This window comes from Acidimicrobiia bacterium, assembly GCA_040289475.1.
Classification (GTDB): Bacteria; Actinomycetota; Acidimicrobiia; order ATN3; family PSLF01; genus PSLF01.
Genome location: PSLF01000006.1, coordinates 22986 through 48082 on the forward strand (window position 1 = coordinate 22986; position 25097 = coordinate 48082).

A 25097-nucleotide genomic window follows, 5' to 3' on the forward strand; every position below is an offset into this window, starting at 1 on the left:
ATCATCTGCACTCTGCGTCTGTGCTCGGCAACGGGGTACCGCTCCGCCCGCCGCGGTACTGCCCGCAACTCACACCTCTCCACACGCTCCAAGTTCGCGTCTTGCCCCCCGACGAGGTAATTCCGCTAAAGCAGGGGTAGATACCGCTCGATCTCGTACGGTGTCACCTGTGCTTTGTAGGCATCCCACTCTTCTTTTTTGTTTTTGATGAAAAACTCGAAAACGTGCTCACCGAGACTCTCAGCAACAAGCTCGCTCTGCTCCATTTGCAGGACCGCTTCGTGGAGGTTTTCAGGAAGAGTTTCGATTCCCAAAGCCTTGCGTTCTTCATCCGACATCTCGTATATGTTGTCGGAAGCCTCGGGCGGCAACTCGTAGCCATCTTGTATCCCCTTTAGTCCAGCAGCGAGCATCACCGAGAAGGCCAGATACGGATTGCACGCCGGATCCGGAGAACGAAACTCAATCCTGCACGAACCTTGCTTTCCCTCTTTGAATACCGGAACACGCACTAGGGCCGAGCGATTCTGACGCCCCCAACAGATGTAAACAGGGGCTTCGTAACCGGGAACTAGGCGCTTGTACGAGTTGACCCACTGATTGGTGACCGCAGTGATTTCTGCTGCATGCCTCAGCAAGCCAGCAATGAATCCCTTTGCAACGTTTGAGAGGCTATACTCGTCGGACACGTCATAGAAGGCGTTCTTATCACCCTCGAAGAGGGACAAGTGTGTGTGCATCCCACTTCCGTTTACCCCCTCTATTGGCTTTGGCATAAAGGTCGCGTAGTAGCCATGCTCCATCGCCACTTCTTTGACAGTGAGCCTGTAGGTCATCACCGCATCAGCCATAGTAAGTGCGTCGGTATAGCGAAGGTCTATCTCGTGCTGGCTAGGGGAAACTTCGTGATGTGAAAAGACCACAGGAATTCCCAACTGTTCCAAAGCGAGAATTGTTTTTCTTCGGAAATCCCTAGCTACGTCGTGGGGTGTCAAGTCGAAGTAGCCGCCGTTGTCCAGCAACTCTGGCGCCTTCGAGCTTTTGAAGTAAAAAAACTCCAGTTCCGGCCCCACATAGAAAGTGAATCCCATCTCCGCTGCCTTGGCGAGGTTTCGTCGAAGTACGTACCGAGGATCGCCGACAAAAGGCTCGCCGTCCACCGAGTAGATGTCGCAAAAAATCCGGGCCACCCCGTTCTCTTCGGGCCTCCAGGGCAGAATCGCGAACGTCGACGGGTCGGGGCGGGCGATCATGTCAGCTTCTTGAACCCGACTGAAACCGTCAATCGCAGACCCGTCAAATGTGATCCCTTCCTCGAATGCTTTTTCAAGCTCCTCGGGCGTTATGGCAAAACTTTTCAAGAACCCGAGAACGTCGGTAAACCACAAGCGGATGAAACGGATACCCCGCTCCTCCACCGTGCGAAGGACATACTCTTCCTGGCGATCTATTGGCTCTAAAGCCCCAGCTGTCTCCATCTTCAGCTCCTCGCAAACTTCCTAATTCATATGCTGCACCGGGGGAGTCGTCCCTTCCCCCGATGCAGTCTCGCATCCCTTTGTTACCTCATTGTTTCAAACATGAGCGTTTTTCTAACTAAGCAAGGAAAAGCTTTAGAGTTCGAGATGCACGGCCCTACTTTCCCTTCTGGATTGGCAAAACTGCATTCGTCAAGAAGCATAACTGCTTGCTCTATGAGGTGTACGGGGCAGCTTCCCTAGCGAACCTGTGATGCCCAGATAGATGAATAGACACAAATGTCGCTAAAGTTGATCATGACGACTTATAAACACCTGTGGTTTGAACCAGCCTACAGAAGAGACCATCCAAAAGCTGCACAGTGGGTAACCCTATAGCCAACCCAACAGACACGACCGATCTCGCGGATCGAATACTCAAAGTCTCCCTCCGCTATGGTGACTTCGTGCTCTCTTCGGGGAGGAGATCTCGCTACTACGTAGACAAATATGCGTTTTTGTGCGATCCACAGTTGTTGAGGGAAGTGGCATCAGCACTGCTCGAGCGAGTGCCGCCTGAGACCGAAAGGATTGCAGCTGTAGAAGGTGGTGCCGGGCTACTGGTCACAGCAATGAGCCTGGAATCTGGCATTCCTTTCCTCATAGTGCGCAAGGGGCGAAAGGGCTACGGTCCGGACAACTGGCTAGAGGGTGACTGGCACCCACAGATGCCCGTAGTACTCGTGGAAGACATTGTCACCACAGGAGCGCAGATGGCAGCAGCTGCTCAAGCACTGGCCGCCGGCGATCTCCACATACTGAGGCTGTTATGTGTCGTCAACAGAGGCGAGACCACCGGCTTTGCCAGTGAAATTGACTGCATCGTACGGCTCAGTAGCGACGACGATGTGGTGATGTCTATGTACCCTCCTCCGGAACACACGACTTCGAAGACCCGACGTTGATTTAACACTCCTGTCACATTGAGGCAACCAATATGAAATGAGAGGATGTCACGCTCTTCTAGTCGCTTAAAGGAGGCAGATTGAATCGCGAAGAAATACTTCGAATGATTGGGGAAGAGGGAATCGAGATCGTAGACCTTCGATTCTGTGACGTGCCAGGACTCATGCAGCACTTCTCACTTCCTCCAGAGGTGATCAGGGAGAGCGCCTTCGAAGAAGGCATCGGCTTCGACGGCTCTTCTATTCGGGGATACCAGGAGATCCAAGAGTCGGACATGATTCTCATCCCTGACCCGGACTCTGCGTACCTAGACCCATTTACTAAGCACAAAACGCTTGCCATCAACTGCTTCGTCCGGGACCCGGTCACCTCCGAACCCTACACGCGGGACCCCCGTTACATCGCGCACAAGGCCGAGGCGTACTTACGGAGCTCGGGCATAGCCGATCAGGCCTTCTTCGGGCCGGAGGCCGAGTTCTACATCTTCGACGACATCCGCTTCGATCAGAACCAGCACTCAGGTTATTACTACATCGACGCTGTCGAAGGAGTCTGGAACAGCGGCGCAGAGGAGAATCCCAACCTTGGATACAAGCCCCGGTACAAAGAGGGGTATTTCCCTGTCCCACCAATGGATCATTACCAGGACCTCCGCTCTGAAATGGTCCTAACGATGAAACAATGTGGGATTGATGTCGAGGTACACCACCATGAAGTCGGAACTGCTGGTCAGGCGGAGATCGACATCCGCTTCGACACCCTTCTGCGCACAGCGGACAAGGTCATGCTGTACAAGTACATCGTCAAAAACGTGGCCAGACGGCACCAAAAGACTGCAACCTTCATGCCAAAACCTATTTTCGAAGACAACGGGTCAGGTATGCACACCCACCAAAGTCTCTGGCGCAACGGCGAAAACTTGTTCTGGGACGAGTCCGGATATGCACAAATATCCGACGTCGCTCGCTGGTACATTGGCGGCCTGCTCGCACACGCGCCGGCAATTCTGGCGTTCGCGGCACCTACAACGAACAGCTATAAGAGGCTTGTTCCAGGCTACGAGGCACCGGTCAACCTCGTATATTCTCAGCGAAACCGGTCGGCCGCGTGCCGAATCCCCCTATATTCCCGAAATCCCAAGGCGAAGCGAGTCGAGTTTCGGTGCCCGGACCCATCTTGCAACCCATACCTGGCCTTCTCGGCAATGCTCATGGCCGGGCTAGACGGGATAAACAACAAAATCGAGCCTCCTGACCCCGTTGACAAGGACCTCTACGACCTTCCCCCCGAGGAGCTTGCGGGCATTCCCCAGGTACCTGGAAGCCTCGGCGAGGCTTTGAAAAGCCTCGAGAACGACCACGACTTCCTGTTGGAAGGGGGGGTGTTTACTCAGGACCTTATCGATACCTGGATAGAGTTCAAAACAGAACGGGAACTTCAGGAAGTCAACCTCCGACCCCATCCCTGGGAGTTCTACCTCTACTACGACATCTAGCTTCTGGGCAGGCGCGTAGAAGGCCAGGATGCCACACTTAAGAAAGTGCCGCATCCTCCAGCATTGACAGCCTACCGACGCAAGAAAAAGCCCGGGCAAAGTGGCCCGGGCTTTTTCAGTTAGGGGGCTCCACCTATAGCTGTACTTGTTCATAAAGAAATAGCTAGCTTGAAATAGGCGTCCGTTTGTAGTGGCCAGAAAAGGGGTCGGAATGAGCAATTTAGGCTGGACTCCCCCTCAATTTCCCGAAAGTTTTATGTGGGGCACAGCTGCGTCGTCGACTCAGTGCGAAGGAGCAGCCCCAGCCTCGAACTGGGCAACATGGGAAAAGTTGGGAAAGGCCCCGCCTTCTCGAGACGGGTCCGGGTTCTGGACGCGCTACAGCGAAGACTTCGCCTTGTTGAAACAACTGGGCCTCGATCACCACAGGATGTCTCTTGAGTGGGCCAGAATTGAGCCGCGGCCAAACGAGCGAGATCCCGAGGCCATCAAGCACTACTCCCAGGTGCTACAAGCAGCCCGCCGGGAAGGTATACATGTATGGATATGCCTCCATCACTTCACCCTCCCTCAGTGGTTCGAAAACTTGGGGGGATTTCGCAACCCAACTGCAAGAGCTGAACATTGGGTGCGTCACGTAGCATTCGTTGCGGAGCAATTCGGCGACGCGGCTTTCGGCTGGATGCCGATAAATGAGCCGATGGCGTACACGACCGCGGCATTTCTTTTTGGGTTTTTCCCTCCGGGCAAGCAAGGGTTTGATTCGTTTGCAGAGGCGACGGTGGCGATATTCGAGGCGTGGGCAGAGGCCTCCAATCTGCTGTCGGGAACGGGCCCGGTGGCTACGATCCACAACCTATCCCCGGTCATTCCTCTAGGCGACGATTCGTCCGCCACCGACACTGCCCGTTTGATCGATTCAGTCTCATGGGGCGTTCCTATTGCCGCCTTTAGAGATGGAATCGTGGCGCTTCCCGGGCGTAAGCCTGTCGAGATAAACGGAGTACAGGGCTCAGCTGATTATTTTGGCTTCTCCTACTACAACGCAATAGGAGTCTCTGCAAAGGAGAACGGGATCGGACTTCTCGGATATGTCACTACGTATCCACCCGGATCTCCCCCAGGTCCTCTCGGATACCACCCCTGGGCAGATGGTATAGCGATGGTCTTCGACCGCCTGCGACAAGAGCTCCCCGGGACTCCCTTGTTGGTCGCGGAAAATGGAATAGGGACGACCGATGATGGTGTGCGGGCGCAGTTTCTCATGCGTTCACTGGAGATTGTTGGCCGCAAGATCGATGAGGGAACACCGGTGGCTGGCTACTTTCACTGGACCTCTGTCGACAACTACGAGTGGCTTCACGGTTTCGAAGTTCCTTTTGGCATAATAAGCCGCGATCGACGCGTAAAGCCCAGTGCGCACATCCTGAGAGCTGCTGCCATTGGACACTGAATTCCACGACAATTCTTTGAACCCGAGGCATAAAACCAGCACAGCGAAGCCCGCCATGAGCCCTCGGCATAGCGCGGACCCGGATGCCTGGTGGCGTGAGGGCGTACTGTATCAGATCTATCCCCGTAGCTTTTTCGATGCTTCCGGAGACGGAGTGGGTGACCTTGAGGGCATCCTCACGAAGCTCGATTACTTAGACAACTTGGGGATTTCTGGCATTTGGCTTTCCCCCGTGTATCCGTCACCAATGAGGGATTTCGGCTACGACATCTCCGATTACCTGAACATCGACCCACTCTTCGGAGACCTGACAATCTTCGACCGCCTCGTATCGGAGCTCCACGCCCGGGGCATTAGACTCATCATGGATCTTGTACCCAATCACACCTCTAACAAGCACCCCTGGTTCAAAGAGGCATCAAGCTCTAGAAAAAGCCCAATGCGTGGATATTACATATGGGCGGATCCCGCCCCCGATGGAGGGCCTCCCAACAACTGGAAAGCGGCGTTCGGCGGAAGCGCTTGGACTTTCCACCCCGAGACAGGGCAGTACTACCTTCACTCTTTTCTTCCAGAACAGCCAGACCTCGACTGGAAGAACCCTCGCATTAGAGAGGAGTTCAAGGAGATAATGCGATTCTGGTTCGATCGGGGTGTAGATGGCTTCCGCATAGACGTTGTTCATATGCTCGCCAAGGACCCGACACTCTCTGATGACCCTCCCAGCAATCCTTTGGCTCACGTGTTGTACAGGCCGGAAGTTCACGAGTACGTAAAAGACTTCAGGCGGGTTGCCGACGAATACGAAGGTCGTATGCTCGTCGGCGAAACCTTCGTCTTCGATATCGAATATCTTCTCGAGTTTTACGGCAATGGGAGAGACGAACTGCATCTCGCCTTCAACTTTCCTTTTGCGCTTTGTGGATGGAACGCCAGATTCATGTCCAAAACCCTTGAGATCACGCTCGACAAGATCCCGCCAGGTGCCCGACCGTGCTTTATGTTCTCAAACCACGATCTACCGCGGCACGCTCTTCGATTCGGAGAGGGGTCCATAAAACCAGCGTGCCTTCTTCTTTTGACAATTCCTGGAACCCCGTTTTTATACATGGGTGAAGAGCTAGGAATGTTGGGAAATCCTCCGCCTGTCGAACAGAGGCTTGACCCCGGGGGAAGAGATGGGGCTAGAACTCCGTTTCACTGGAACTCATCGGCAAACGCTGGATTCTGTGCACCCGATGTGCGTCCGTGGCTCCCGGTGAGCGAAGAGTACGAGACAGTAAATGTAGAGACCGAAGAGGGGGATCCCCACTCGGTGCTCTCCCTTTACAGACGCGCCATTGCCTTTCGCAACCAATCCGAAGCACTAAGACTCGGTGACTACTCGCTGCTCCGAAGCGACGATCGACTGTGGGTATTTAGGCGATGGACTCGCTCGGAAGAGGTAATCGTTGCAGTCAACATGTCAGCCGACAAGGCCAAAGTCGACCTTCCCAAAAGTTTCGAAGGACACGTCGCTATCTCAACCGATCTCGCAAGCCTGCCAGAAAGCAGGCTCGTGTCGGCATCTCTTTTCCTCCCCGGTAATAGTGCAGTGGTTCTGAAGCGGCACACTCACTGAGATCCGGACATCTATCATCACGATTTAGGAACACCAGGTGACGGAGAAAGAACCACGTTGGCTCTGGGGGACGGGGGTGGTGAGGGAGTCACCGCGGGAGTCATAGTAGGCGTAACTCCTTCGAATGATCCCGGAGAAACAGTTGGGTGGGCCTCCGTCTGCTGGGGTGGAACAGGGCACTCTTCTCGTTCGGTCGGTACTACCGACTCTGGGAGAGTGACCCACGCACCGTCGGAACAGAACTCCCCTGAAAGCTTGCCGCTCTCCAAGGAGATCCGCACAGGCCTCATCTCCTCTCCGGGGCCTGGAAACTCTCCGCCAGAAAATACTGAAGCGGCAAAAGCCATGTAGTTTCGCCAGATCCAAGCTGGATAAGTTCCACCTGCGACTCTTACCCCGTGAACCGAGTACATAGGTACCAGGGCATCCGGATACCCCACCCACACCGCTGTAGAAAGTCTCGGCGTATAACCGACGAACCAAGCATCCGTAAAGTTCTCTGCAGTACCAGTTTTACCTCCTACTCGTATTCCAGGGATTCGTGCCCCTCGTCCGGTCCCTCTGGCTACTGAGTCTTGGAGGATTGCGGACGCCAACCAGGCCACGCCGGGTGGTAGTACCAGCGATGACGGGGACTCCATAGACAGACGCCTTCCGCCGGGGAACTCCACATACTCGACGGCGATTGGATTCCTTCGCACTCCGCCGGTGGCAAAAGGGACAAAAGCCGATGCCATCTCAAGCACCGACACACCGTTTTTCGTTCCCCCCAAAACCACCGCGGGGTTTGACTCCAGCCCAGTGGATATGCCCATGTCATAAGCAGTCGACACTACCGATGACGCACCAACTCTGAACACTAGATCGGCGAAGGCAGCGTTGATCGAATAAACTGTCGCATCCCACAAGCTCACACTTCCCCCACCACCTCTGTCATAGTTGTGAACGTGCCACAATTCCCCAGTGGGCAAACTGAACACACGGGGCGTACCATCCAACCTCGTCTGTGGGGGCACCCTTGCACGCAAAGCCGCCACTAGTCCAAAAGCCTTGAAAGTGGAGCCGGCTTGCCGGCGAGCATCAGTAGCTAAGTTGAACTGGCGTTTAGAAAAATCTCGCCCCCCGACCATTGCCACGATGTGGCCGTTCGATACATCGATCGAGATGAGGCCAGTCTCCGGATCTCCATCGGATCCTAGCGCTGAACGAGCCGCGGCTTCTGCAGCATCCTGCAGCTGTGGGACTATCGTCGTCTTTACTACCAGCCCGCCCCTATAAAGTTGAGTGGCACGGGCTTCTTCGTCGGCCCCGAGACGCGGATCGCTCAGCAGTCCTTGACGAACGAATTCGACGAAGTAGGGGTACCTGTAGGACGGATCGCCGCGCTGGGCTACCACCCCCAGTGGCTCCCTCTTGGCTGCCTCGGCAACATTTCGCTCTATATAACCCCGGCTCGCCAACTCCTCTAATACGAGGTTTCTACGATCGAAGGCAGTTCTGGGAGCGGCAACTGGGTTGTACGTTTGGGGAGCGCGAATTATCCCCGCTAATAGAGCAGCCTGAGAGAGAGAAATTTCCTCTACTCCTTTGCCGAAGTAGTACCGAGATGCGGCCTCGACGCCAAAAGCCCCGTTCCCCAAATACACCGAATTCAAGTACTCAGCTAAGATTTCGTCCTTAGACATTTCGCGTTCGAGCTTCGCAGCCACAGCTGCCTCTCTAATCTTTTGTTCTGCGGTTCTCGGGAGTGTGGGAAAGTATGTGTTTTTTACGTACTGCTCAGTGATCGTAGATCCCCCTTGGTGAATATCGTCGGCTGCGATGTTGCGCGCCATCGCCCTTGCCGCCGATGCGATGTCGTATCCCCTGTGGGTGTAGAAACGACGATCTTCTATAACGATGACCGCCTGTTTGAGCCGGAGCGGAATGCGCTCTATCGGAAGCGCGGTTCTTCTTTCGCTAAAGAACACTGCGATCTGGCTGCCGTCGGCAGCCAATACCCTAGTCGCCTGCCCTAACACCGCGGGACTAGGTAGGGACACTCCGTCGAACGAGAAAGGGGTGATGCCCGCCACGCAGCCCGATGCCAAAAACACAAAGGACAACGCAAGAGCTGCGACGGCTCGGTTGGGCATAACCTTTACACACAAGACCTTTTCGTTCCTGGCGAGCATGGCAAATTCAAGGTGGACAATCGCGGATACCCCACAAGTACTTTGGGGGTACATAGATGCTTTATCTACACGATAAAGGGTTAAACAGTAATAGTCAGCGTTGATGAGTGGGGTTAGCGAAGTGGTTTCCCGCATTCTAGCGTGGTTATCGGGACCGGGCTTGTACGCGCTTTTGGTCATTGCAGGAGCGTTCGTGACGGAGCGCTTGGCGCGAATTGCCATCAGAAGGATCTCCCGGCGATTCGCTTCTCCAGGCGAAACAGAAGGCGAACGCGAAAAAAGGACACGCGCTCTGGCAAGCGTTCTTTCTGGTACGGTGAGCGTCGCTGTCTACGTGATAGCGCTGGTCTCTATCCTCGATAGGTTTGGCCTACGAACTGGGTCGTTGTTGGCTTCGCTAGGGGTTCTAGGACTCGCTGTAGGCTTCGGCGCGCAAACATTGATACGAGACTTGATAGCTGGTTTTTTCATGCTAGCCGAGGGACAGCTCGCAATTGGCGACACCGTCCGCTTGCATACAGCGAGCGGACAAGTAAAAGGCACCGTCGAAAGGCAAGGTCTGCGAACTACAGTCGTGCGAGGCGCCGAAGGCGAGGCCCAGATAATTCCCAATGGGGAAATCAGGTTTGTTTCCAACTACTCGAAAGAATGGTCCAAGGCGGTAGTTGACATCGTCACCGATCCTCTGTCTGCACCAGAGGTAGGCAGCATAATGGATTCGGTGGCGCGCGGCTTGGCCCAAGAGCCAGAGTGGTCCGCGTCTTTTTTGGAAACTCCCGAATACCTAGGAGTCGAGGAAATCGAGAAAGACAGCGTAACGCTTCGACTCGTAGCCCGTGTTATTCCCTCCAGTCGAGCCGCCATTACGAGAGAGATCCGACGCAGGATACTCGAGGAGATGGCCTCGCGAGGATTGAGCGCTTCGACGACCGCTAGCGAATGAACGCAGGTTGTGATTAGATAAAAATATGTTTGAAAGTACCCCCGATCAAGCCGTCGAGTTTCTCGGCAAGACCTACGCGTTAGAAGAAGTTGCCATAGAGCCCGCTTTGGAATCCGCTCGACATCTCGTCGTGAAAGCTGCACCTCGCCTGGAGCTCAGATGGTCCGAGCTTGATCCTTCTTTTTTCTCAAAAGACCGAGCGGCGTACGACCTTCGGAGGCCCGAAGATGCTCCTACAGTCGCCAGTATCCAAGTGGACGGTTACGAATATCCGATAGTCGAGGCTACGGTGCACTGTGTGCGCCAGGGAAGCTCACTGCTTTTTGTACTCGAAGGCACCGCCGAGTCCGTAGAGTACGAGGGATGTGACGAGGTCGCCAAGCTCGTGCCATTCAGGGCAAAGTTCTTTTTGCGCGAGGAATAGAACCCATTGGAGTCATTCAGCCGCTCTAGCCTCTTCTAGGGAGCGCAAGAGTTGGCTGGGTAAAAACGGTCCTTCGAAACGGTCGTACACGTATCCCTTCGGAGTCACTACGAAAGTCATCGGCTCGGTAGGCAGCCTCCAATCATGAACTGCTTGTACATATGTTTCATCAGAGGGATCCCGAGGTTTCTCGTACACGTCTACATGAATGTAATAAGCCCCTGGATCCAGCACCTTAGCCTTCTTGAGCTGTTCGAGGGCTGGACCGCAAACAGCGCTTCTACAACGGAGTGGCGTTGCAAACATCACCACGACAGGAACTCCCGAGCCAATCACTTCATCGAGGCTGTGAGCGTACAGATCTGGGTCCGGCTCGAAATCGGAAGTGACCCTGGTGAAATCTCCCCCTTCAGAGGCGAGAGTTTTGGTGTGGGATCTGGGAGCTGGTTCGCCCCGAGAGGGGGCCTGTGACTTCTCCGCTACTACGGCTACGGTCGGGACAGGTTGAACTGGTAAGCCTCCAGGCTCCGGGTTAGTAAAGCGCACCAATAAATCCCAAGTCCCTGGAACAGGGAAAGTCACTCGAGTGCCATATACTCCCCTTCCCTCTTGGCTCGTTTCGATAAAAGGGGCATCGGCGGTAAAAGCCGCTCCATTGACATGTGGAGCCTCTTCCCGTTGCCCGTGGCGACGAGCCTCGATCGTTGCCGTCGACTCTTTGCTCCCCCTAAAGCTCCCGTCAGACCCTCTCACCGCGAGAACCAAGAAGTTAGTTCCTATAGCGAGATCGCTGTTTACGACAAAGACATCAAAGGTAGTGTCTTTGGGCGCTTCTTGCGGTCGTATACGACTCTCCCGGCCGAACCCACTATCTGACGAACAAGTCGATAGCAGTACCGCCACCACGCATAGCGCTAGAGGAGTAATCGGTAATCGCTTCAAAAACTTCCTTTCTGTAATTTCTCAACCCTCTTTGTCGCTCACCATGTTGTGGCAATTGCGAGGCCGATTAGGTGCGGGCGACAATCGTAATGCAACCTGGACTTTAGTTTTAGTCGGAATGTTTGGCACTGTCTACCTAACGGAGCGACGCATTGCGAATATTTAGAAAGCTGGCGGTGTCATCCTCCATTGCGGTAGGATTGCCCATTCTGCTTGGAGGCATCGTTCGAGCGACGGGGTCAGGCGATGCATGTCCTGACTGGCCCAAGTGTTTTGGTAGATGGCTCCCGCCCGCAAACTACCACGCTATTCTCGAGTACTCGCACAGGCTTGCTGCGGCGATTGCAGGGATATTTCTTTTGGGCCTCGCGCTGGCACTTCTGGCCAATGCTCAAGCACGAACACGGCCGTCCCTCACCGTTCCAGCTGGAGTAGCTTTCGCGCTGCTTATCTTCCAGAGTTACTTGGGAAAACTAGTCGTGGAGAGGGCTCTTTCGCCTGCGCTAGTCACTGTTCATTTAGGTACTGCCCTTTTGTTACAGGCGACAGTGACTGTAGCTGCTGTCAACGCGTTCTACGTTCCCGAGATTTTTTTTTCGGCCGCAAGTACACCGTCGCACGGGACGGAGGACGACATAGGTCTCGCGCAGCATGCTGCCCAGCGAGCTAGCAACGGGCGCTCTGACAAACGCAATCCTATCCGGCCGACACGCAGGTACCCTGCTGGGCTCGCGATATTGGCTGCCGCTAGTGTCTTTGCGGTGATTCTCGTGGGAGCTTATATGAGAGCGGAAGGCGCACAGCTAGCTTTCTCTGATTGGCCGCTCATGGCAGGCCGTATATTTCCTTCCCTTGACACCGAGGCTCGACGAATCCACTTCGCCCACAGGATCGCCGCGTTAGCGGCCGCCGTTCCAGTCGTGTGGCTAGCAGTGCGTACCACATCGCTCCGCCCTCGAATAGGCAAGATGGTGGCATTTGCGCATCTAGCTGCTGGGGCTTACATCCTTCAGTCACTAGCCGGCGCTGCTATTGTTCTTACCGACCTTTCGCAATGGTCGAGGGCGGTACATGTGGCTCTTGCGTCCTTGGCGTTTGTGTCGTCGATAGCGACGGCAGCCATATCTGTGAACGAAGCAAGAATTGTCCCATTAGAGGAATCTAGTGATGCTCAGGTTCAATCTGCATGAGTACCGAGACTAGTACCCACCAACCCGCAAATCCTTACCCCCTCGACGACAACGTGTCGGGCGATACGGGTTTCCGAGAGCAAAAGTCCGTCTTAGCGAGCCGAGTGAGCGAGGTCCTACACGCTTACCTCGCTCTGACAAAGCCGCGTATCATCGAGCTTCTTCTAATAACAACGGTTCCTGCTATGGTGGCGGCTCAGCGGGGGATACCTCGCCTCGAAAGTATCGTGGCTACAGTACTTGGCGGAACACTCTCCGCAGGCGGAGCAAATGCCATCAACAACTACTTTGACAGAGACATTGACGAACGGATGGCTCGAACCCAGCGCCGCCCCTTACCCTCCCACAAAATCATTCCTCGTGACGCATTGGTCTTTGGGATAGTGCTCGGGACCGCGGGCTTTTTGGTATTAGGAGCTTTCACTAACTGGCTAGCTGCGTTCCTTGCAACGGCTGCTTTGGTTTTCTATGTAGTCGTCTACACTCTGATCCTCAAACGTCGCACTCCGCAGAACATAGTCATCGGAGGAGCCGCCGGCGGTGTCCCCGCGCTTGTCGGTTGGGCAGCCGTCAGGGGAAGGATCGAGGTTCCAGCAGTGGTGCTTTTCTTTCTCGTATTCTACTGGACACCGCCACATTTCTGGGCCCTAGCGATCAAGTACAAAGATGACTACGAGGCCGCAGAGATTCCAATGCTTCCGGTTACACGGGGAATTTCGCACACCGCCAGTCAGATCTTGCTTTATTCCTGGCTCACCGTGGCTACTTCGCTGTTGTACTTTGCTGTTGGGGGAGCGGGGGTCGTATACCTCGTGAGCGCATCCGTGCTCGGAGGCGAGCTAGTAAGGAGAGCATATGCGCTCAGGCGCTTGACGTATTCTGCTGGACATTCTGGCTCGGGCCATCTATTGCTCTTGGCCTCGGGACTTTTCAAGTACTCCAATGTCTATTTGGCTTTGCTTTCGGCCGCGATCATAGTCGATGTGCTTGCTGGTGCACCCCGGGTGGCCGGCTAGTTCCCTTCAAACCGTGCAAGGTCAGGCAAGCACACGCTACCTTTTAGCGCTACGAGCCTCAATCGCTGAGGGAGAAGATCCCCGAAGCTAAACCAGCGGCAAACATGATCCCTGTACCCAACCAAAGCCACAACTTGGAGAGCCCGCCCGATACCTTATCGCCCATGAGATCTTTAGAGGACGCTAAAAGGTTGATAAGCAGCATGAGCGGTGGCGCTGCGAAGCCATTTGCTACCGCTGACCAATAAAGGGCCTTTACTGCAGGAAGACCGAGGAGGTTCATAGCCACACCCCCCACGACTCCTGCAACTATGATTCCGTAAAACGCAGGGGCCTCGTGCACTGGGCGAGACAACCCCTCCTCCCAGCCAAGTGCATCGGCCAGTGCATAAGCGGACGATCCGGCTAGTACCGGCACAGCCAGAAGACCTGTCCCGATTATTCCTAAAGCGAACAGTAGCGAGGAAAAGTTCCCCGCGATAGGACGCAAAGCCTCGGCAGCCTGAGTTGCCGTAGCGATATCGGTCACACCCGACTTGTTGAGACTCGCCCCAGCTGCGTAAATGATGCACATGGCGACCAGAACTCCTGCCCCCATGCCGGAGGCTACGTCGGCTCGCATCTCCGAGATTCCCCGGTACTTTTGGTTTTCTCTGGTAGTCTCAGCGGCATTCTGTTCGCGCTCTTCTTCGACCTCTTCGGCGTTTTGCCAGAAAAAAAGGTAGGGGGAAATCGTAGTTCCGAAAATCGCCGTAATAGCCACCAGCGAGGCTGTAGTGAAGCCCAGACTCGGCTTCACCGCCGCTTTGACTGCGTCGAGCAGCTCGGACCTCACGACTAGCGCGACGCCCACACAGGAAAAGATGGAAAACGCTAGCCATTTCAGGATTTTCTCGTAGGTTCTGTACCGGAACCGCAACTCCAAGAAGAGGATCGCTCCGCCGAACAAAATCACTCCCCCCCCAGCGGGGTACAGGTACCTCGAACCCCAGGGACTCTGCCATCGCTCCTATGTCAGCTGCGATGTTGAACGTGTTAGCAAATACCACGAGGGCTATCGCCCCTAGCAAGACTGGTTTGGAATATCGTTCTCGAACAAGCGTCGAAAGTCCCTTCTGGGTGGCTATAGCCAGCCTGGCGGTTGCCTCTTGCACAGCCACAGCGAACGGGTAGCAGAGAAGAAGAACCCAAAGATACCGAAACCCGAAAGCGGCACCAACTTGACTGTATGTCCCGATGCCACTAGGGTCATCGTCCGCGGCGCCGGTGACCATTCCGGGACCTATTTTGCGAAATACCCCAAATCCCCGAAATTTAGGGTGCAGTCCGCTGTGAACGTTTTTGGAAAAAGACTTGTCAGACACATGCCCTCCGTTCTGGATCACTTCTCGACATGGAGAAGCTCGCCCAGTACTCTTCGGAGAGACCGCTCCGTCCTCGCTGCATCGCCGACAAGTACGACAACTGCCTTAGATCTGTCAAAATAGCGGCACCCAGCCTCATAAATCTCGTCGGGAGATAGAGACCACAATCGCCTTTTCAGCTCTCTCAAGTACCTCTCGTTCAGGCCAGCATCGAACAGCGAGTCGAGGCTAGCTGCGATACCGCCGTAAGTGTCGAGAGAGATAGCTGTAGCCCCTAGCAGGTAGCGTCGCGCTGCTTCGATCTCTTGAGGATCGGGCGGTGCTGCGCGCATTTTGTCTATCTCGTAGAAAATCTCGACCAACGCCGGCGCTGTAACATCGGTCGCAACGTCGGTTGCAACTGTCACTGTTGAAAGTTTGCGCTTGTGCGAGATCGAGCTGGAGATGCCGTAAGCGTAGCCCTTGCTCTCTCTGACGTTCTCCACCAACCGTGAAGAGAAATATCCACCGAATACAGTGTTGGCCACCAAGAAAGCGTGATATATCGGGTCGGTTCGCGACGGTGAAGGCATGGCCACACGAATAGTCGTCTGAACCGACCCCGGCCTGTCCACAAGAATCGCATTTGCAGTGAAGTTCGGCTTCGGGCGCTTGGGATCTGGGGGCGGACGACGACCCCAGTTTCGTCTGGGCCCAGCCGTGTCTTCGAAGTATCCCCGGATCAAGCGATCTACCTTGGCATGGGACAGGTTAGAGACCACCACAAATCGCCCACCACAAGCACGGAACAATCGCTGGTGCAATTTGCGGATGTCATCTCGCCTAACGGTCAACACAGCCTCAGGCAAAGGAGTAGGGTTGCCGTAGGGGTGATCTCCGAACAGAACTTGCCTCAAGCGGTCTCGTGCGACGGTGGAAGGTTGCGCCCGCGCCACCGACAGATCTTGCATCACGCGGGATCTGGAAACCTCGACCTCAACTTGGGGATACTCGGCAGAAAAAATCACCTCGCCGACGAGCTCCAAAACGCGCTCGAACTCCGAAGCCGGCCCGCTCGCTGACACAATCGTCCCATCTAGGCCTACACCGCATGACAGAGCGGATCCCATGCGCTGGAGTGAGCGAGAGATCTCCTCGGAGGTCATCTCAGATGTTCCGCCGAGAAATGTCGAGGACAGCATACGTGGCAAAGGGCTTCCTCGAGGCTCAACAGCCGACCCGGCAGCGAGATGCAGGCGAAGCTCAAAGTAGGGAATCTCGCCTCCTCGAGCGGTGACAATGTCAAAACCCAACTCGTCGCTGGCTGCCCTCCGGACGGGACCAAGCTCTATCTCGTCGATCTGAACTGGCGATGGGATCTTTGTAGCTGTACTACCAGCTTTTACAAACTCGGTGACCGCCTCTCGTCGGACACCTCTCATGAGGCGAGGTCCTTTCTGCCCAATGACTCCGTAGGTCCTGGGCCACTTCCTGGATGCCACTCTAAAATCGCTCTTCCGCTCGAGCGCAGCCACTTCCCCACAGCGTCCGAGCACTTTTCCGGAGATGTGTGATCTTCTATCTCAAGGATGCGCTCCAACACGCGAGCATCTCCGTGTATAAGCTCCAGGCTCGCAACGAGCATGGCCCTTGCAAGGCAGGAGTCGAGGCTCCTCAAAAGCTGCGACCTACCCGATGCCTTGACAGCGTAGATTTCTTCCTCGTCGAATCCCTCTCTCCCAACCATCTCTACTACCTCGTCGAAACAGTCAATCAGCGCGTTGGTGTAGGAGAGGTCCTTGTAAACGAAACTGAACTGAGCCATCGAGGGATCTCTGCATTCGTACGCATGCCCTGCCAGACCTAGATGCGAAGACACCGACGTAGCCAAGCCCTTGTCTTTCACGAGCGACCTATAAAGCCGTGATGCTCGCCCTTTTGTGAGCGCCTCCAGAGCGATTCCCAATGCAACGTACTCGTCCAAAGAAGTCTGAGGATTTGGAACCCTGAAACCCAGCGCAAGGGCTGGCTCCGGAGCCTTTGGATCCACATGCACGCGCCTTCGGGGGCGCTTTGGAATCGGCTCCGAGAGGTCTGGGGGCGAAACCCTCGCTCTGTCGGGAATTTCCTCGAAATAATGGCGAACGAGGCGGGTTGCAGATCGCACCTCCTCGATTCTTCCAGCTACCGCCAGCACCGCATTGGACGGCGTGTAGTAGGTCTCGAAGAATTTAGCCGCGTCCTCTACTCGAGCCGCCTCTAAATCCCGAAAGTCCCCGTATGAGTTGTGACCGTTTTCGAATTTTCGAAACATTGTCATGGGCAGGTACAACCACGGAAATCCGCCGTAAGGACGATTCAAGACGTTCAGGCGCACCTCCTCTTTGACCACGTCTACCTGGTTTCTCAGGTTGTCTTCATCCAGGCGGATGCCTGCCATGCGATCCGCTTCGAGAAATAGCCCCAGCTCCAGAGCCCCAGGAGGGAGCAGTTCAAAGTAGTTCGTGAAATCGTCGTGAGTGCTTCCATTGAAAGTACCCCCGTTCCCTTGTACAAGCCTGAAATGAGCAAGCTTCTCGAGGTGCTGGGAGCCCTGGAACATTAGGTGTTCGAAAAGATGTGCGAAGCCAGTTTTCCCTTTTGTCTCGGAGCGGAATCCGACGCCGTAGTAGACAGCGATCGCAACCGCCGTGCTAGAGGGGTCGGGAGCCAGTACGACACGTAACCCGTTGTCGAGGACGAAACGTTTTACTTCGACGCTAGGCCGCATTCACCTGGCACCAAAGATCTTGAAATCTGCTGCTACCGAGACGTGGGGATTGAAGCGAGGGGCGAGGCCTCAAGTGCGCCCTCGGCAGGACTCGAACCTGCGCACCCGGCTCCGGAGGCCGGTGCTCTATCCTCTGAGCTACGAGGGCTTCACACCGATTTCTTGGTTGGCCATCGAAGCAATGATGGCCGAACGCATTCGCTGTGTGCATCTCATATCCTGCTTGTCTCAATGACATTTTCGGAGGTCAATCTTTTTCGGTTATTTATGCCCATGTAGCGTAGTAAATGGTACTTGTCGCGAGGCATCGCAATAGGCAATACATCGCGGCAGCAACCCGTTCGCGTCGATACTTGAACCAATGGAATCCGACTCGAAAACCGCCCCACTCGTCTTGGTGGTCGAAGACGACCCCGATGTCGCGCGCTTGATCCAGCTCGAGCTAGAGCTGGAGGGGTACAGGGTATCCCTCGCTAGCACCGGATCCGCGGGGCTCGACCTTGCCCGACAGCTGCAGCCGGATGTCCTCATAATCGATGGGATGCTTCCCGAGCTAGGTGGCTTTCACGTTCTACAGCGCCTCAAGTCCGAGGATGTCACTTCTCATATTCCCGTGATTTATATATCGGCGCGATCCAACCCAGAAGAGGCTCGCCAAGCAGTCGAATCCGGGGCTGCTAAGTACTTCTCGAAGCCCTTTGAGCCCGCCGAGCTGATCAGCTCCATCAAATCAATCCTGTCCGGCAGAGGAAGTACCTGAGTTGTTCGGGATCGCTACGCTTTCGAGCCCAGTAGTCATCGCTTTCCAAGCGAATCAATACGTATTTGGAGTTTTCCCCCAGCTGCGATCGCTGCAGCTGCGAGTCTCAGCTCGCAGCGAGGGTTCCGTGGGGAATGTCTTTGAAAGGAAGATCCTTGTCCACCCTGGGCTCTTTGGGAAGCCCCAAGACCCGCTCGCCGATAAGATTGCGCAAAATCTCGTCGGTGCCTCCAGCGATCTTCATTCCTGGATATGACAACATCAGCATCGACCATCTGCCGCCGTCCGGGGCATCGTTGCCGATCAAAGCTCCCGCTGGACCTGCAGCCCGGGTAGCGAGGGCAGCTTCTAGAGCCAAAAACTTAACGAGAAGAAGTTTGCCGATGGATCCCTCCGGTCCTGGAGGTCTACCCTGTGACAGAGCCGTTAGATTCCGGTATCCGGTGTACTTCATCACACTGGCCAGCTCATATAGACGGGCAAATTCTTGGCGGATCAAGGAGTCCTCAGAAGCCGGCTTTCCCATGTACTCGATTTTTTTGAGGTAATCCATGAGGCGCTTGATTCCACCCCCGCCCCCTCCGGTTCCAATAGCCACACGCTCGTTCATGAGAGTGGTAACAGCCACTCGCCATCCGTCGTTCATTTTTCCGATGATGTTCTCTTTTGGAACGCGCACGTTGTCGAAGAACACTTCGTTGAAGTTAGCGCCCCCGGTCATCTGCCGCAACGGTTTGACCTCTATTCCCGGGGTCTCCATGTCAACGACGATGAAGGTGATCCCTTTATGCTTGGGAACATTCACATCGGTCCGGACTGTCATAATTCCCCACTTAGAGTAGTGTGCGCCCGACGTCCAGACTTTTTGGCCATTAACCACTAGCTCGTCACCGTCCAGAACAGCCCTTGTCGTAATTCCCGCTGCATCCGAGCCAGCAGCAGGCTCCGAGAACAACTGGCACCATATCTCCCTACCCTCGAGCATCGGTGGGAGCCACTTTTTCTTCTGCTCCTCGGTTCCATGAGTGATGATCGTAGGCCCGGCCATACCGATTCCGATGAGGAACACGCTTTCTGGCGCCCGATACTTTTGGACCTCTTGATTCCAGATGACTTCATGTATAGGACCTAGGCCTCGCCCTCCGTACTCCTTCGGCCACCTCAATCCGGCCCAACCCGCGTCATACTTTTTTTTCTGCCACGCCCTCGCCTCTTGAAGAACTGCCGTTTCATCGCGGTCCTCGAAAAGCTCGGCTGCGCCTTCCTCTTCGTCTTCGGCTTTTCTCTCCGCATTAGCCTCCAGCCATGCCCTGACCTCGGCGCGAAAAGCTGCTTCTTCGGGAGTGTCGTTCAGATCCACTTTTTCACCTCTGGAGTCGAATCCAACTGCCTCTCATCCACGTCACACTCAGCCGATCGCCGCGACGCTCAATCGCGAACCGTACTGGTAGTTTCACAGCTGTAGCTTAACCGCCATTCAAGGGTCATGCTCAAGGTAACCCTTACCAAGCTGCCAATGCAGTGTGCATTTTGCGATGACTTTGTCGGTGAAGAGTCGAGAGAAAGTCCAAATGGAGCGGCTTACCATAAGACCTAACGGTAGGCTCGTTGTAACGTGGCCCCGTTTCGCCAGACCCTCAGAGAAAGCATTGAATCAGCGCTGGTTGCGATACTCCGAGAGAGGAGCGCCTCGCGAGGGGCTCCTTTTGCTCGGGGAGGTCGCGCCGCGCCGACTAAGGATTCCTACGACGATAGTCCGGCACTTCACAATGAGACTTTCGGGATCGAGGTAGAGATAGAGCGGCCACGCATACCCGAGCACGGCGACTTTTCCTGCAACATCGCCTTGGTAATGGCAAAGCAAGTGTCGATGTCACCAAGAGAACTGGCCGCTGCTGTGGCGGAGCGATTGGATCTACCCGCTCAATTTGTATCGCTTGAAGTGGCAGGCCCGGGATTTTTGAACTTCAAGCTGGATCCCGAAGCGTGGGCATCGGTAGTCGAAGAGGTTCTCGAAGCCGGGTCCCGCTACGGCGCCGCAATCAATCCCTCCCCTGAACACGTCAACATTGAGTTCGTCTCGGCCAATCCCACCGGACCTATGCACCTCGGTCATGCCCGCTGGGCAGCTTGGGGAGATGCACTAGCCAGGCTTCTAGAGACCGCAGGGCACAAAGTGACCCGCGAGTTTTACATAAACGACGCTGGAAACCAGATAACTCTACTCGGAAAAACCATCGCGGCTTACTACCTGCGTGCTTTCGGGGGAGATGCAGAACCGCCAGAGGATGGCTACAAGGGAAGCTACATTCAGGATCTTGCCCAAGATCTCGTTAGCGAGGTAGGCAGAGCATGGGTTGGCCACCCTCGAGAACAACTCATTGCGATGTGTGGCGAGTGGGGAGCTGATCGCCTGTTGGAGGAAATCAGGGGCCAACTAGAGTCTATCGGGGTGCGTTTCGATGTTTGGACGTCCGAAAAATCGCTCAGGGAAAGCGGGAGCGTTTCTGCGACTTTGGAGGAGCTCCGCAAGCGAGACTTCGCCTACGAGGCTGAGGGGGCTGTTTGGTTTCGCAGCAGCAAGCTGGGAGATCAAAAGGACCGCGTATTGGTAAAGAGCGATGGACAGCCTACATATTTGGCCGTCGACATCGCCTACCACGTCGACAAGTACAAGAGGGGATTCGACAGGTTCATTGATATCTGGGGAGCCGATCACGCCGGGCATGTGCCCAAGCTCAGGTACGCTCTTGAAGCGCTTGGATACGACCCACGCCGTCTTGAGGTAATTCTCGGTCAGTTAGTTAGCATCTCGAGAGCTGGCGAGCCAGTGAGAATGTCGAAACGATCAGGTGACTTATACACTTTCGAAGAACTAGTAGAAGAGCTCGGGCCTGATGCCGCCCGTTTCCACTTCCTAATGCAAGGACCTGACAGCGCTCTTCACCTGGATCTCGAAAAAGCGGTCGCGCACTCATTGGACAACCCCGTCTACTACGTACAGTACGCCCACGCAAGAATCTGCTCAATACTCCATAAAGCCCGTGACGCAGGCTTGAAACATCCGATACCGGAAATGGCGAAGGCGGCTCCTTTGTCGTCGAAAGAAGAGATCGCTGTGCTCAAACGATTGGAGGAATACCCTTACCTTACGTCCGAGGCTGCATCAGCGCGGGCACCGCATAAGCTGGCGAACTGGGCCAGAGAGCTGGCAGCGGAGTTTCATGCGTTCTACCAATCGCTAAGAGTGCTTCAGGCCGACAGCGAAGAACTGACCAAAGCACGACTTGCTTTAGTTGCGGCCTGCAGGCAAGCTTTGGCTAACTGCCTGTCAATACTAGGGGTGAGAGCCCCAGAACGCATGGAAAAGCTAGACGATTCCGATCGCTCTGCGGACGAAGATTAGCTCTCGCTCGATCTCCCGGAGGAAACCGTTGGACGCTTTTTCCGCCCTTGAATCAATTCTGCCTGCATCAGCGAGGAAAACCCCCGAAGGACACCTTGAGGTCGGCGGTGTCGACCTCGTTTCCCTTGCCTCAGAGTTCGGAACCCCGCTCTACGTCTACGACGCTGACCACCTGAAGCAAATGTGTGCGCGCTACATTACTGCGTTTCAATCTAAGTCTCCCCCCCATGGAAGGGTGGTATACGCCTCCAAAGCTTTTCCGGCAGTAGCAATGATAAGACTAGCTCTGGGTTCTGGACTCGGCATCGACGTAGCGGGGCCAGGTGAACTTTACGCAGCGCTACAAGCAGGAGCGGACGGTTCTGAGATCTATTTTCATGGTAACGCCAAGTCCCATCAGGAAATATCGATGGGGATACAAGCAGGCGTAGGCAGATTCGTCGTCGACAACATCCATGAGTTGTACAAGATTGAGGAAGTCCTGTCGTCGTGCGAACAACACAGGACGAGCAGACAGCGCCAAAAGGTTTTAATTCGCATAACTCCGGGAATAGAAGCTCACACACACGAATTCATCAACACCGGCCACCTCGACTCTAAGTTCGGTTTCTACCTCTCCGACGGATCCGCAGAAGCCGCCCTCAAGGAGGCCGCCTCCTGCCGAAACATCGAGCCAGTTGGAATTCATCTCCATATCGGATCACAAATACTTGAACTCGAACCGTTTGCCGAAGCAGCCCGAGTGGCTGTGGAGTTTATGGCGACGATAAGGCACAAACTCTCTATCGCACTTGAGGAAGTGAACTTTGGAGGGGGACTGGGAGCCACCTACACGCCCGCCGACGATCCTCCGTCGGTCGAAGATTACGCAGCATGCCTCAAGAACGCCGTGAAAGAATCGTGTGAAGCTAGCGGTCTTCCTCTCCCAGTGGTGGTAGTAGAGCCCGGACGCTCGATCACTGCAAACGCCGGGCTGACTCTCTATACCGTCCAGAGCGTCAAGAGGACTCCAACTGGTCGCACCTACGTAGCCGTCGATGGCGGAATGTCCGACAATCTCAGACCGATGTTGTACGGAGCCACCTACCATGCCTTGATTGCTAACAAGCTGAATGAAGACCACAGCCTCCAAGCGACACTCGCTGGGAAACACTGTGAGTCAGGAGATGTTTTGATAGACCGAGCGTCCATGGCAACTTCGGTGGACGCCGGCGACATCGTCGCCACCCCGGCTACAGGCGCTTACGGCTGGTCGATGTCGAGCAACTACAACGGGCAGCCGCGGGCAGCCATTGTATTTGTCGAATCCGGAAAAGCTGAGCTGGTTGTGGAGCGTGAGTCTATCGATGATCTACTACGACTCCAGCACTGACGTGTAAAAACGCTGAGACTAAAAAAGACCCAGGCAACACACGAGAATAGATCAAAAAAGCTAAGAAAGGAGGCAAGCATGGAAGGCGAAGCGCGAGACTCCGTCCCAGAAGTCAAGATCCATGTGCGACGAAATGGCCCATACTTCGTTGAAGGCCGCGTCGGGCTACTGGATTCAGATGGCAACGAGTTCACCACCGAGGACAAAACTTGGTTGTGCCGATGCGGGCACTCAGAGAACAAACCGTTCTGCGATGGCAGTCACAAAAAGATCGGATTTCAGAGCGAGGTAAAAGCCGTAGCCGAGAGCGACAGTTGATGTCTGCTTCCGCGGCGTCTCGTACTACAAGACTTCCTCCAGAGACCCTATGACCTCCGAAGACGACAGACCAGTTGCTAAGGTTATGTCCCCAAAGGTCGATCCGGTGCGGATTGGCTTGCTGGGATGTGGGATTGTTGGATCCGCGGTCTGTCGCCAGCTCCAGGACAACGGAGACGCCATCGCCAGGCGTACCGGCATGCGACTAGAACTAGGAGCCATAGCGGTGCGCAGTCTCGCAAAGGACAGAGACTGCTCTGTCCCCAAATCGCTTTTCACTACAGATCCAGCCTCAGTGGTGTCCGATCCTGATATTCACGTCGTCGTCGAGGTAATTGGCGGTATCGAGCCAGCCCGCACACTGATCCTTGAAGCATTGCAATCCGGGAAGCCCGTGGTAACGGCTAACAAGGAACTAATTTCGACGCTTGGTTCCGAATTGTTCCGAGCAGCAGCCTCCACAGGGACAGATCTCCTCTTTGAGGCCGCTGTGGGAGGTGGCATTCCTATCATCCGTCCCCTAAGAGACAGTCTGGCCGGTGAAAGCGTCGCCAGAGTCGTGGGAATCTTGAACGGAACTACCAACTTCGTACTAACCCGAATGTGGGAGGAGGGGAGGTCTCTTCACGACGCTGTAGCCGAAGCGCAGGAGCTCGGATATGCCGAGCGCGACCCGAGTGCTGACATAGAGGGCTACGACGCCGCGGCAAAAACTGCGATCCTTGCTAGCATCGCTTTCGACACCCGGATCACTCAGGGCGACGTGTACAGAGAAGGTATTTCGCGCATCACCCCCTCCGACATGAAATTCGCGGACAGGCTAGGTTACGTAATAAAGCTTCTTTCGATAGCCGAGCTGTCGGGGGGTGAAGTGCAAGCCCGAGTTCATCCCAGCATGATTCCAAAGAGCCACCCTCTGGCATCGGTCAGAGATTCTTTCAATGCGATATTTGTCGAGGGCGAACACGTCGGCGAACTCATGTTCTTCGGGCGGGGAGCAGGAGGCGGGCCGACGGCGACTAGCGTCCTCGCCGACATACTCGAAGCAGCCCGACATTTGCGCTTCGGAGGCCAGGCTCCCTCTGTCGACTCCACTAGAAAGCTTCCTATCCGCAGCTTCGACGAGACGTGCACACAGTACTACCTTCTCCTGGAAGTCGTCGATCGGCCTGGTGTCTTGGCCAAGATTGCTTCATGCTTCGGAGCCCACGGAGTATCGATAGCTTCGGTATGGCAAGAAGGACATGGGGAGGCAGCGCAGCTAGTCATAGTGACACACACAGCTCGAGAGAAAGACTTTCAAGCAACATTGCACGACCTCAAGGCTTTAGACGTGGTCTCTGGCGTGATCTCGGTTCTCAGGGTCGAAGACGAGGAGGGGGGATGACGCTTCGTGCGCCGGATTCGTTTTCGTCAGGCCATCGACGTAACTCGAACCGCGAGGAGC

21 protein-coding genes and 1 tRNA gene are annotated in these 25097 nt (G+C 55.2%); 13 read left to right on the forward strand and 9 right to left on the reverse strand.

The window, feature by feature from the left end; translation table 11 throughout:
• Positions 1 to 125: 125 nt before the first annotated feature.
• Positions 126 to 1451, reverse strand: a complete 1326-nt coding sequence (locus tag C4318_04600) for a glutamine synthetase (protein ID MER3454422.1) — start codon at positions 1449 to 1451, stop codon at positions 126 to 128.
• Between the two features lie 389 nt (positions 1452 to 1840).
• Between C4318_04600 and C4318_04605 the strand changes: the two genes are divergently transcribed.
• From C4318_04605 to C4318_04620, 4 genes are all read left to right on the forward strand, one after another.
• On the forward strand, positions 1841 to 2422 hold the full coding sequence (locus tag C4318_04605) for an orotate phosphoribosyltransferase (GenBank protein MER3454423.1): 582 nt from the start codon (positions 1841 to 1843) through the stop codon (positions 2420 to 2422).
• 104 nt (positions 2423 to 2526) lie between these two features.
• The gene (gene glnA / locus C4318_04610) at positions 2527 to 3918 is read left to right on the forward strand and encodes a type I glutamate--ammonia ligase (protein ID MER3454424.1); all 1392 of its coding nucleotides are present in this window, start codon (positions 2527 to 2529) and stop codon (positions 3916 to 3918) included.
• 190 nt (positions 3919 to 4108) lie between these two features.
• Positions 4109 to 5371: a hypothetical protein gene (locus C4318_04615; GenBank protein MER3454425.1), complete on the forward strand. Its 1263-nt coding sequence runs from the start codon at positions 4109 to 4111 to the stop codon at positions 5369 to 5371.
• A 55-nt stretch (positions 5372 to 5426) separates the two neighbouring features.
• A complete protein-coding gene (locus C4318_04620; protein ID MER3454426.1) occupies positions 5427 to 6992 on the forward strand; it encodes an alpha-amylase in 1566 nt (521 codons plus the stop codon).
• A 17-nt stretch (positions 6993 to 7009) separates the two neighbouring features.
• Here C4318_04620 and C4318_04625 read toward each other — a convergent pair whose 3' ends face one another.
• Positions 7010 to 9388 carry a hypothetical protein gene (locus C4318_04625; protein ID MER3454427.1) on the reverse strand — a complete coding sequence of 793 codons (2379 nt, stop codon included), beginning with the start codon at positions 9386 to 9388 and terminating at the stop codon, positions 7010 to 7012.
• Between C4318_04625 and C4318_04630 the strand changes: the two genes are divergently transcribed.
• Together C4318_04630 and C4318_04635 are read left to right on the forward strand one after the other, a co-directional pair.
• The gene (locus C4318_04630; GenBank protein ID MER3454428.1) at positions 9270 to 10109 is read left to right on the forward strand and encodes a hypothetical protein; all 840 of its coding nucleotides are present in this window, start codon (positions 9270 to 9272) and stop codon (positions 10107 to 10109) included. The genes C4318_04625 and C4318_04630 overlap by 119 nt on opposite strands.
• A gap of 25 nt (positions 10110 to 10134) precedes the next feature.
• Positions 10135 to 10533, forward strand: coding sequence for a hypothetical protein (locus C4318_04635; protein MER3454429.1), 399 nt, complete (start codon positions 10135 to 10137; stop codon positions 10531 to 10533).
• A 12-nt stretch (positions 10534 to 10545) separates the two neighbouring features.
• Here the strand turns inward: C4318_04635 and C4318_04640 are convergent, their stop codons facing one another.
• Positions 10546 to 11475 (reverse strand): hypothetical protein, encoded by a 930-nt coding sequence (locus C4318_04640; GenBank protein ID MER3454430.1) that lies wholly within the window; start codon positions 11473 to 11475, stop codon positions 10546 to 10548.
• A 152-nt stretch (positions 11476 to 11627) separates the two neighbouring features.
• On the opposite strand from C4318_04640, the gene C4318_04645 reads away from it, so the two are divergent.
• Complete coding sequence (locus C4318_04645) at positions 11628 to 12665, forward strand: hypothetical protein (protein MER3454431.1); 1038 nt, start codon at positions 11628 to 11630, stop codon at positions 12663 to 12665.
• Positions 12662 to 13681: a protoheme IX farnesyltransferase gene (locus C4318_04650; protein MER3454432.1), complete on the forward strand. Its 1020-nt coding sequence runs from the start codon at positions 12662 to 12664 to the stop codon at positions 13679 to 13681. Before C4318_04645 ends, C4318_04650 begins: the two co-directional genes overlap by 4 nt.
• A gap of 58 nt (positions 13682 to 13739) precedes the next feature.
• On the opposite strand, the gene C4318_04655 is transcribed toward C4318_04650, so the two are convergent.
• From C4318_04655 to C4318_04675, 5 genes are all read right to left on the reverse strand, one after another.
• The gene (locus C4318_04655) at positions 13740 to 14657 is read right to left on the reverse strand and encodes a hypothetical protein (protein ID MER3454433.1); all 918 of its coding nucleotides are present in this window, start codon (positions 14655 to 14657) and stop codon (positions 13740 to 13742) included.
• Positions 14344 to 15066, reverse strand: a complete 723-nt coding sequence (locus tag C4318_04660; protein MER3454434.1) for a hypothetical protein — start codon at positions 15064 to 15066, stop codon at positions 14344 to 14346. The genes C4318_04655 and C4318_04660 overlap by 314 nt, the downstream gene beginning before the upstream one ends.
• Positions 15063 to 16466, reverse strand: coding sequence for a hypothetical protein (locus C4318_04665; GenBank protein ID MER3454435.1), 1404 nt, complete (start codon positions 16464 to 16466; stop codon positions 15063 to 15065). The genes C4318_04660 and C4318_04665 overlap by 4 nt, the downstream gene beginning before the upstream one ends.
• A complete protein-coding gene (locus tag C4318_04670) occupies positions 16463 to 17794 on the reverse strand; it encodes a peptidase M16 (protein ID MER3454436.1) in 1332 nt (443 codons plus the stop codon). The genes C4318_04665 and C4318_04670 overlap by 4 nt, the downstream gene beginning before the upstream one ends.
• 76 nt (positions 17795 to 17870) lie before the next feature.
• A tRNA-Arg gene (locus tag C4318_04675) sits at positions 17871 to 17942 on the reverse strand.
• 213 nt (positions 17943 to 18155) lie between these two features.
• Between C4318_04675 and C4318_04680 the strand changes: the two genes are divergently transcribed.
• The gene (locus C4318_04680; GenBank protein ID MER3454437.1) at positions 18156 to 18554 is read left to right on the forward strand and encodes a two-component system response regulator; all 399 of its coding nucleotides are present in this window, start codon (positions 18156 to 18158) and stop codon (positions 18552 to 18554) included.
• Between the two features lie 106 nt (positions 18555 to 18660).
• On the opposite strand, the gene C4318_04685 is transcribed toward C4318_04680, so the two are convergent.
• Complete coding sequence (locus C4318_04685; GenBank protein ID MER3454438.1) at positions 18661 to 19914, reverse strand: acyl-CoA dehydrogenase; 1254 nt, start codon at positions 19912 to 19914, stop codon at positions 18661 to 18663.
• A 255-nt stretch (positions 19915 to 20169) separates the two neighbouring features.
• On the opposite strand from C4318_04685, the gene C4318_04690 reads away from it, so the two are divergent.
• The 4 genes from C4318_04690 (at position 20170) to C4318_04705 (ending at position 25037) form a co-directional block, all read left to right on the forward strand.
• Positions 20170 to 21960, forward strand: a complete 1791-nt coding sequence (locus C4318_04690) for an arginine--tRNA ligase (GenBank protein MER3454439.1) — start codon at positions 20170 to 20172, stop codon at positions 21958 to 21960.
• A gap of 55 nt (positions 21961 to 22015) precedes the next feature.
• Positions 22016 to 23332: a diaminopimelate decarboxylase gene (lysA, locus tag C4318_04695; protein ID MER3454440.1), complete on the forward strand. Its 1317-nt coding sequence runs from the start codon at positions 22016 to 22018 to the stop codon at positions 23330 to 23332.
• A 78-nt stretch (positions 23333 to 23410) separates the two neighbouring features.
• Positions 23411 to 23650, forward strand: a complete 240-nt coding sequence (locus tag C4318_04700; GenBank protein MER3454441.1) for an iron-binding protein — start codon at positions 23411 to 23413, stop codon at positions 23648 to 23650.
• 85 nt (positions 23651 to 23735) lie between these two features.
• The gene (locus C4318_04705; protein ID MER3454442.1) at positions 23736 to 25037 is read left to right on the forward strand and encodes a homoserine dehydrogenase; all 1302 of its coding nucleotides are present in this window, start codon (positions 23736 to 23738) and stop codon (positions 25035 to 25037) included.
• Positions 25038 to 25097 lie beyond the last annotated feature (60 nt).

Bases quoted from the DNA above. Each gene is read 5' to 3' on its own strand.
- C4318_04650 (MER3454432.1), top strand. From the start codon at position 12,662: ATGAGTACCGAGACTAGTACCCACCAACCCGCAAATCCTTACCCCCTC.
- C4318_04630 (MER3454428.1), top strand. From the start codon at position 9,270: ATGAGTGGGGTTAGCGAAGTGGTTTCCCGCATTCTAGCGTGGTTATCG.
- C4318_04705 (MER3454442.1), top strand. From the start codon at position 23,736: ATGTCCCCAAAGGTCGATCCGGTGCGGATTGGCTTGCTGGGATGTGGG.
- C4318_04680 (MER3454437.1), top strand. From the start codon at position 18,156: ATGGAATCCGACTCGAAAACCGCCCCACTCGTCTTGGTGGTCGAAGAC.
- C4318_04635 (MER3454429.1), top strand. From the start codon at position 10,135: ATGTTTGAAAGTACCCCCGATCAAGCCGTCGAGTTTCTCGGCAAGACC.
- C4318_04625 (MER3454427.1), bottom strand. From the start codon at position 9,388: ATGGCAATTCGCGCCAAGCGCTCCGTCACGAACGCTCCTGCAATGACC.
- glnA (MER3454424.1), top strand. From the start codon at position 2,527: ATGATTGGGGAAGAGGGAATCGAGATCGTAGACCTTCGATTCTGTGAC.
- C4318_04670 (MER3454436.1), bottom strand. From the start codon at position 17,794: ATGCGGCCTAGCGTCGAAGTAAAACGTTTCGTCCTCGACAACGGGTTA.
- C4318_04620 (MER3454426.1), top strand. From the start codon at position 5,427: ATGAGCCCTCGGCATAGCGCGGACCCGGATGCCTGGTGGCGTGAGGGC.
- C4318_04665 (MER3454435.1), bottom strand. From the start codon at position 16,466: ATGAGAGGTGTCCGACGAGAGGCGGTCACCGAGTTTGTAAAAGCTGGT.
- C4318_04700 (MER3454441.1), top strand. From the start codon at position 23,411: ATGGAAGGCGAAGCGCGAGACTCCGTCCCAGAAGTCAAGATCCATGTG.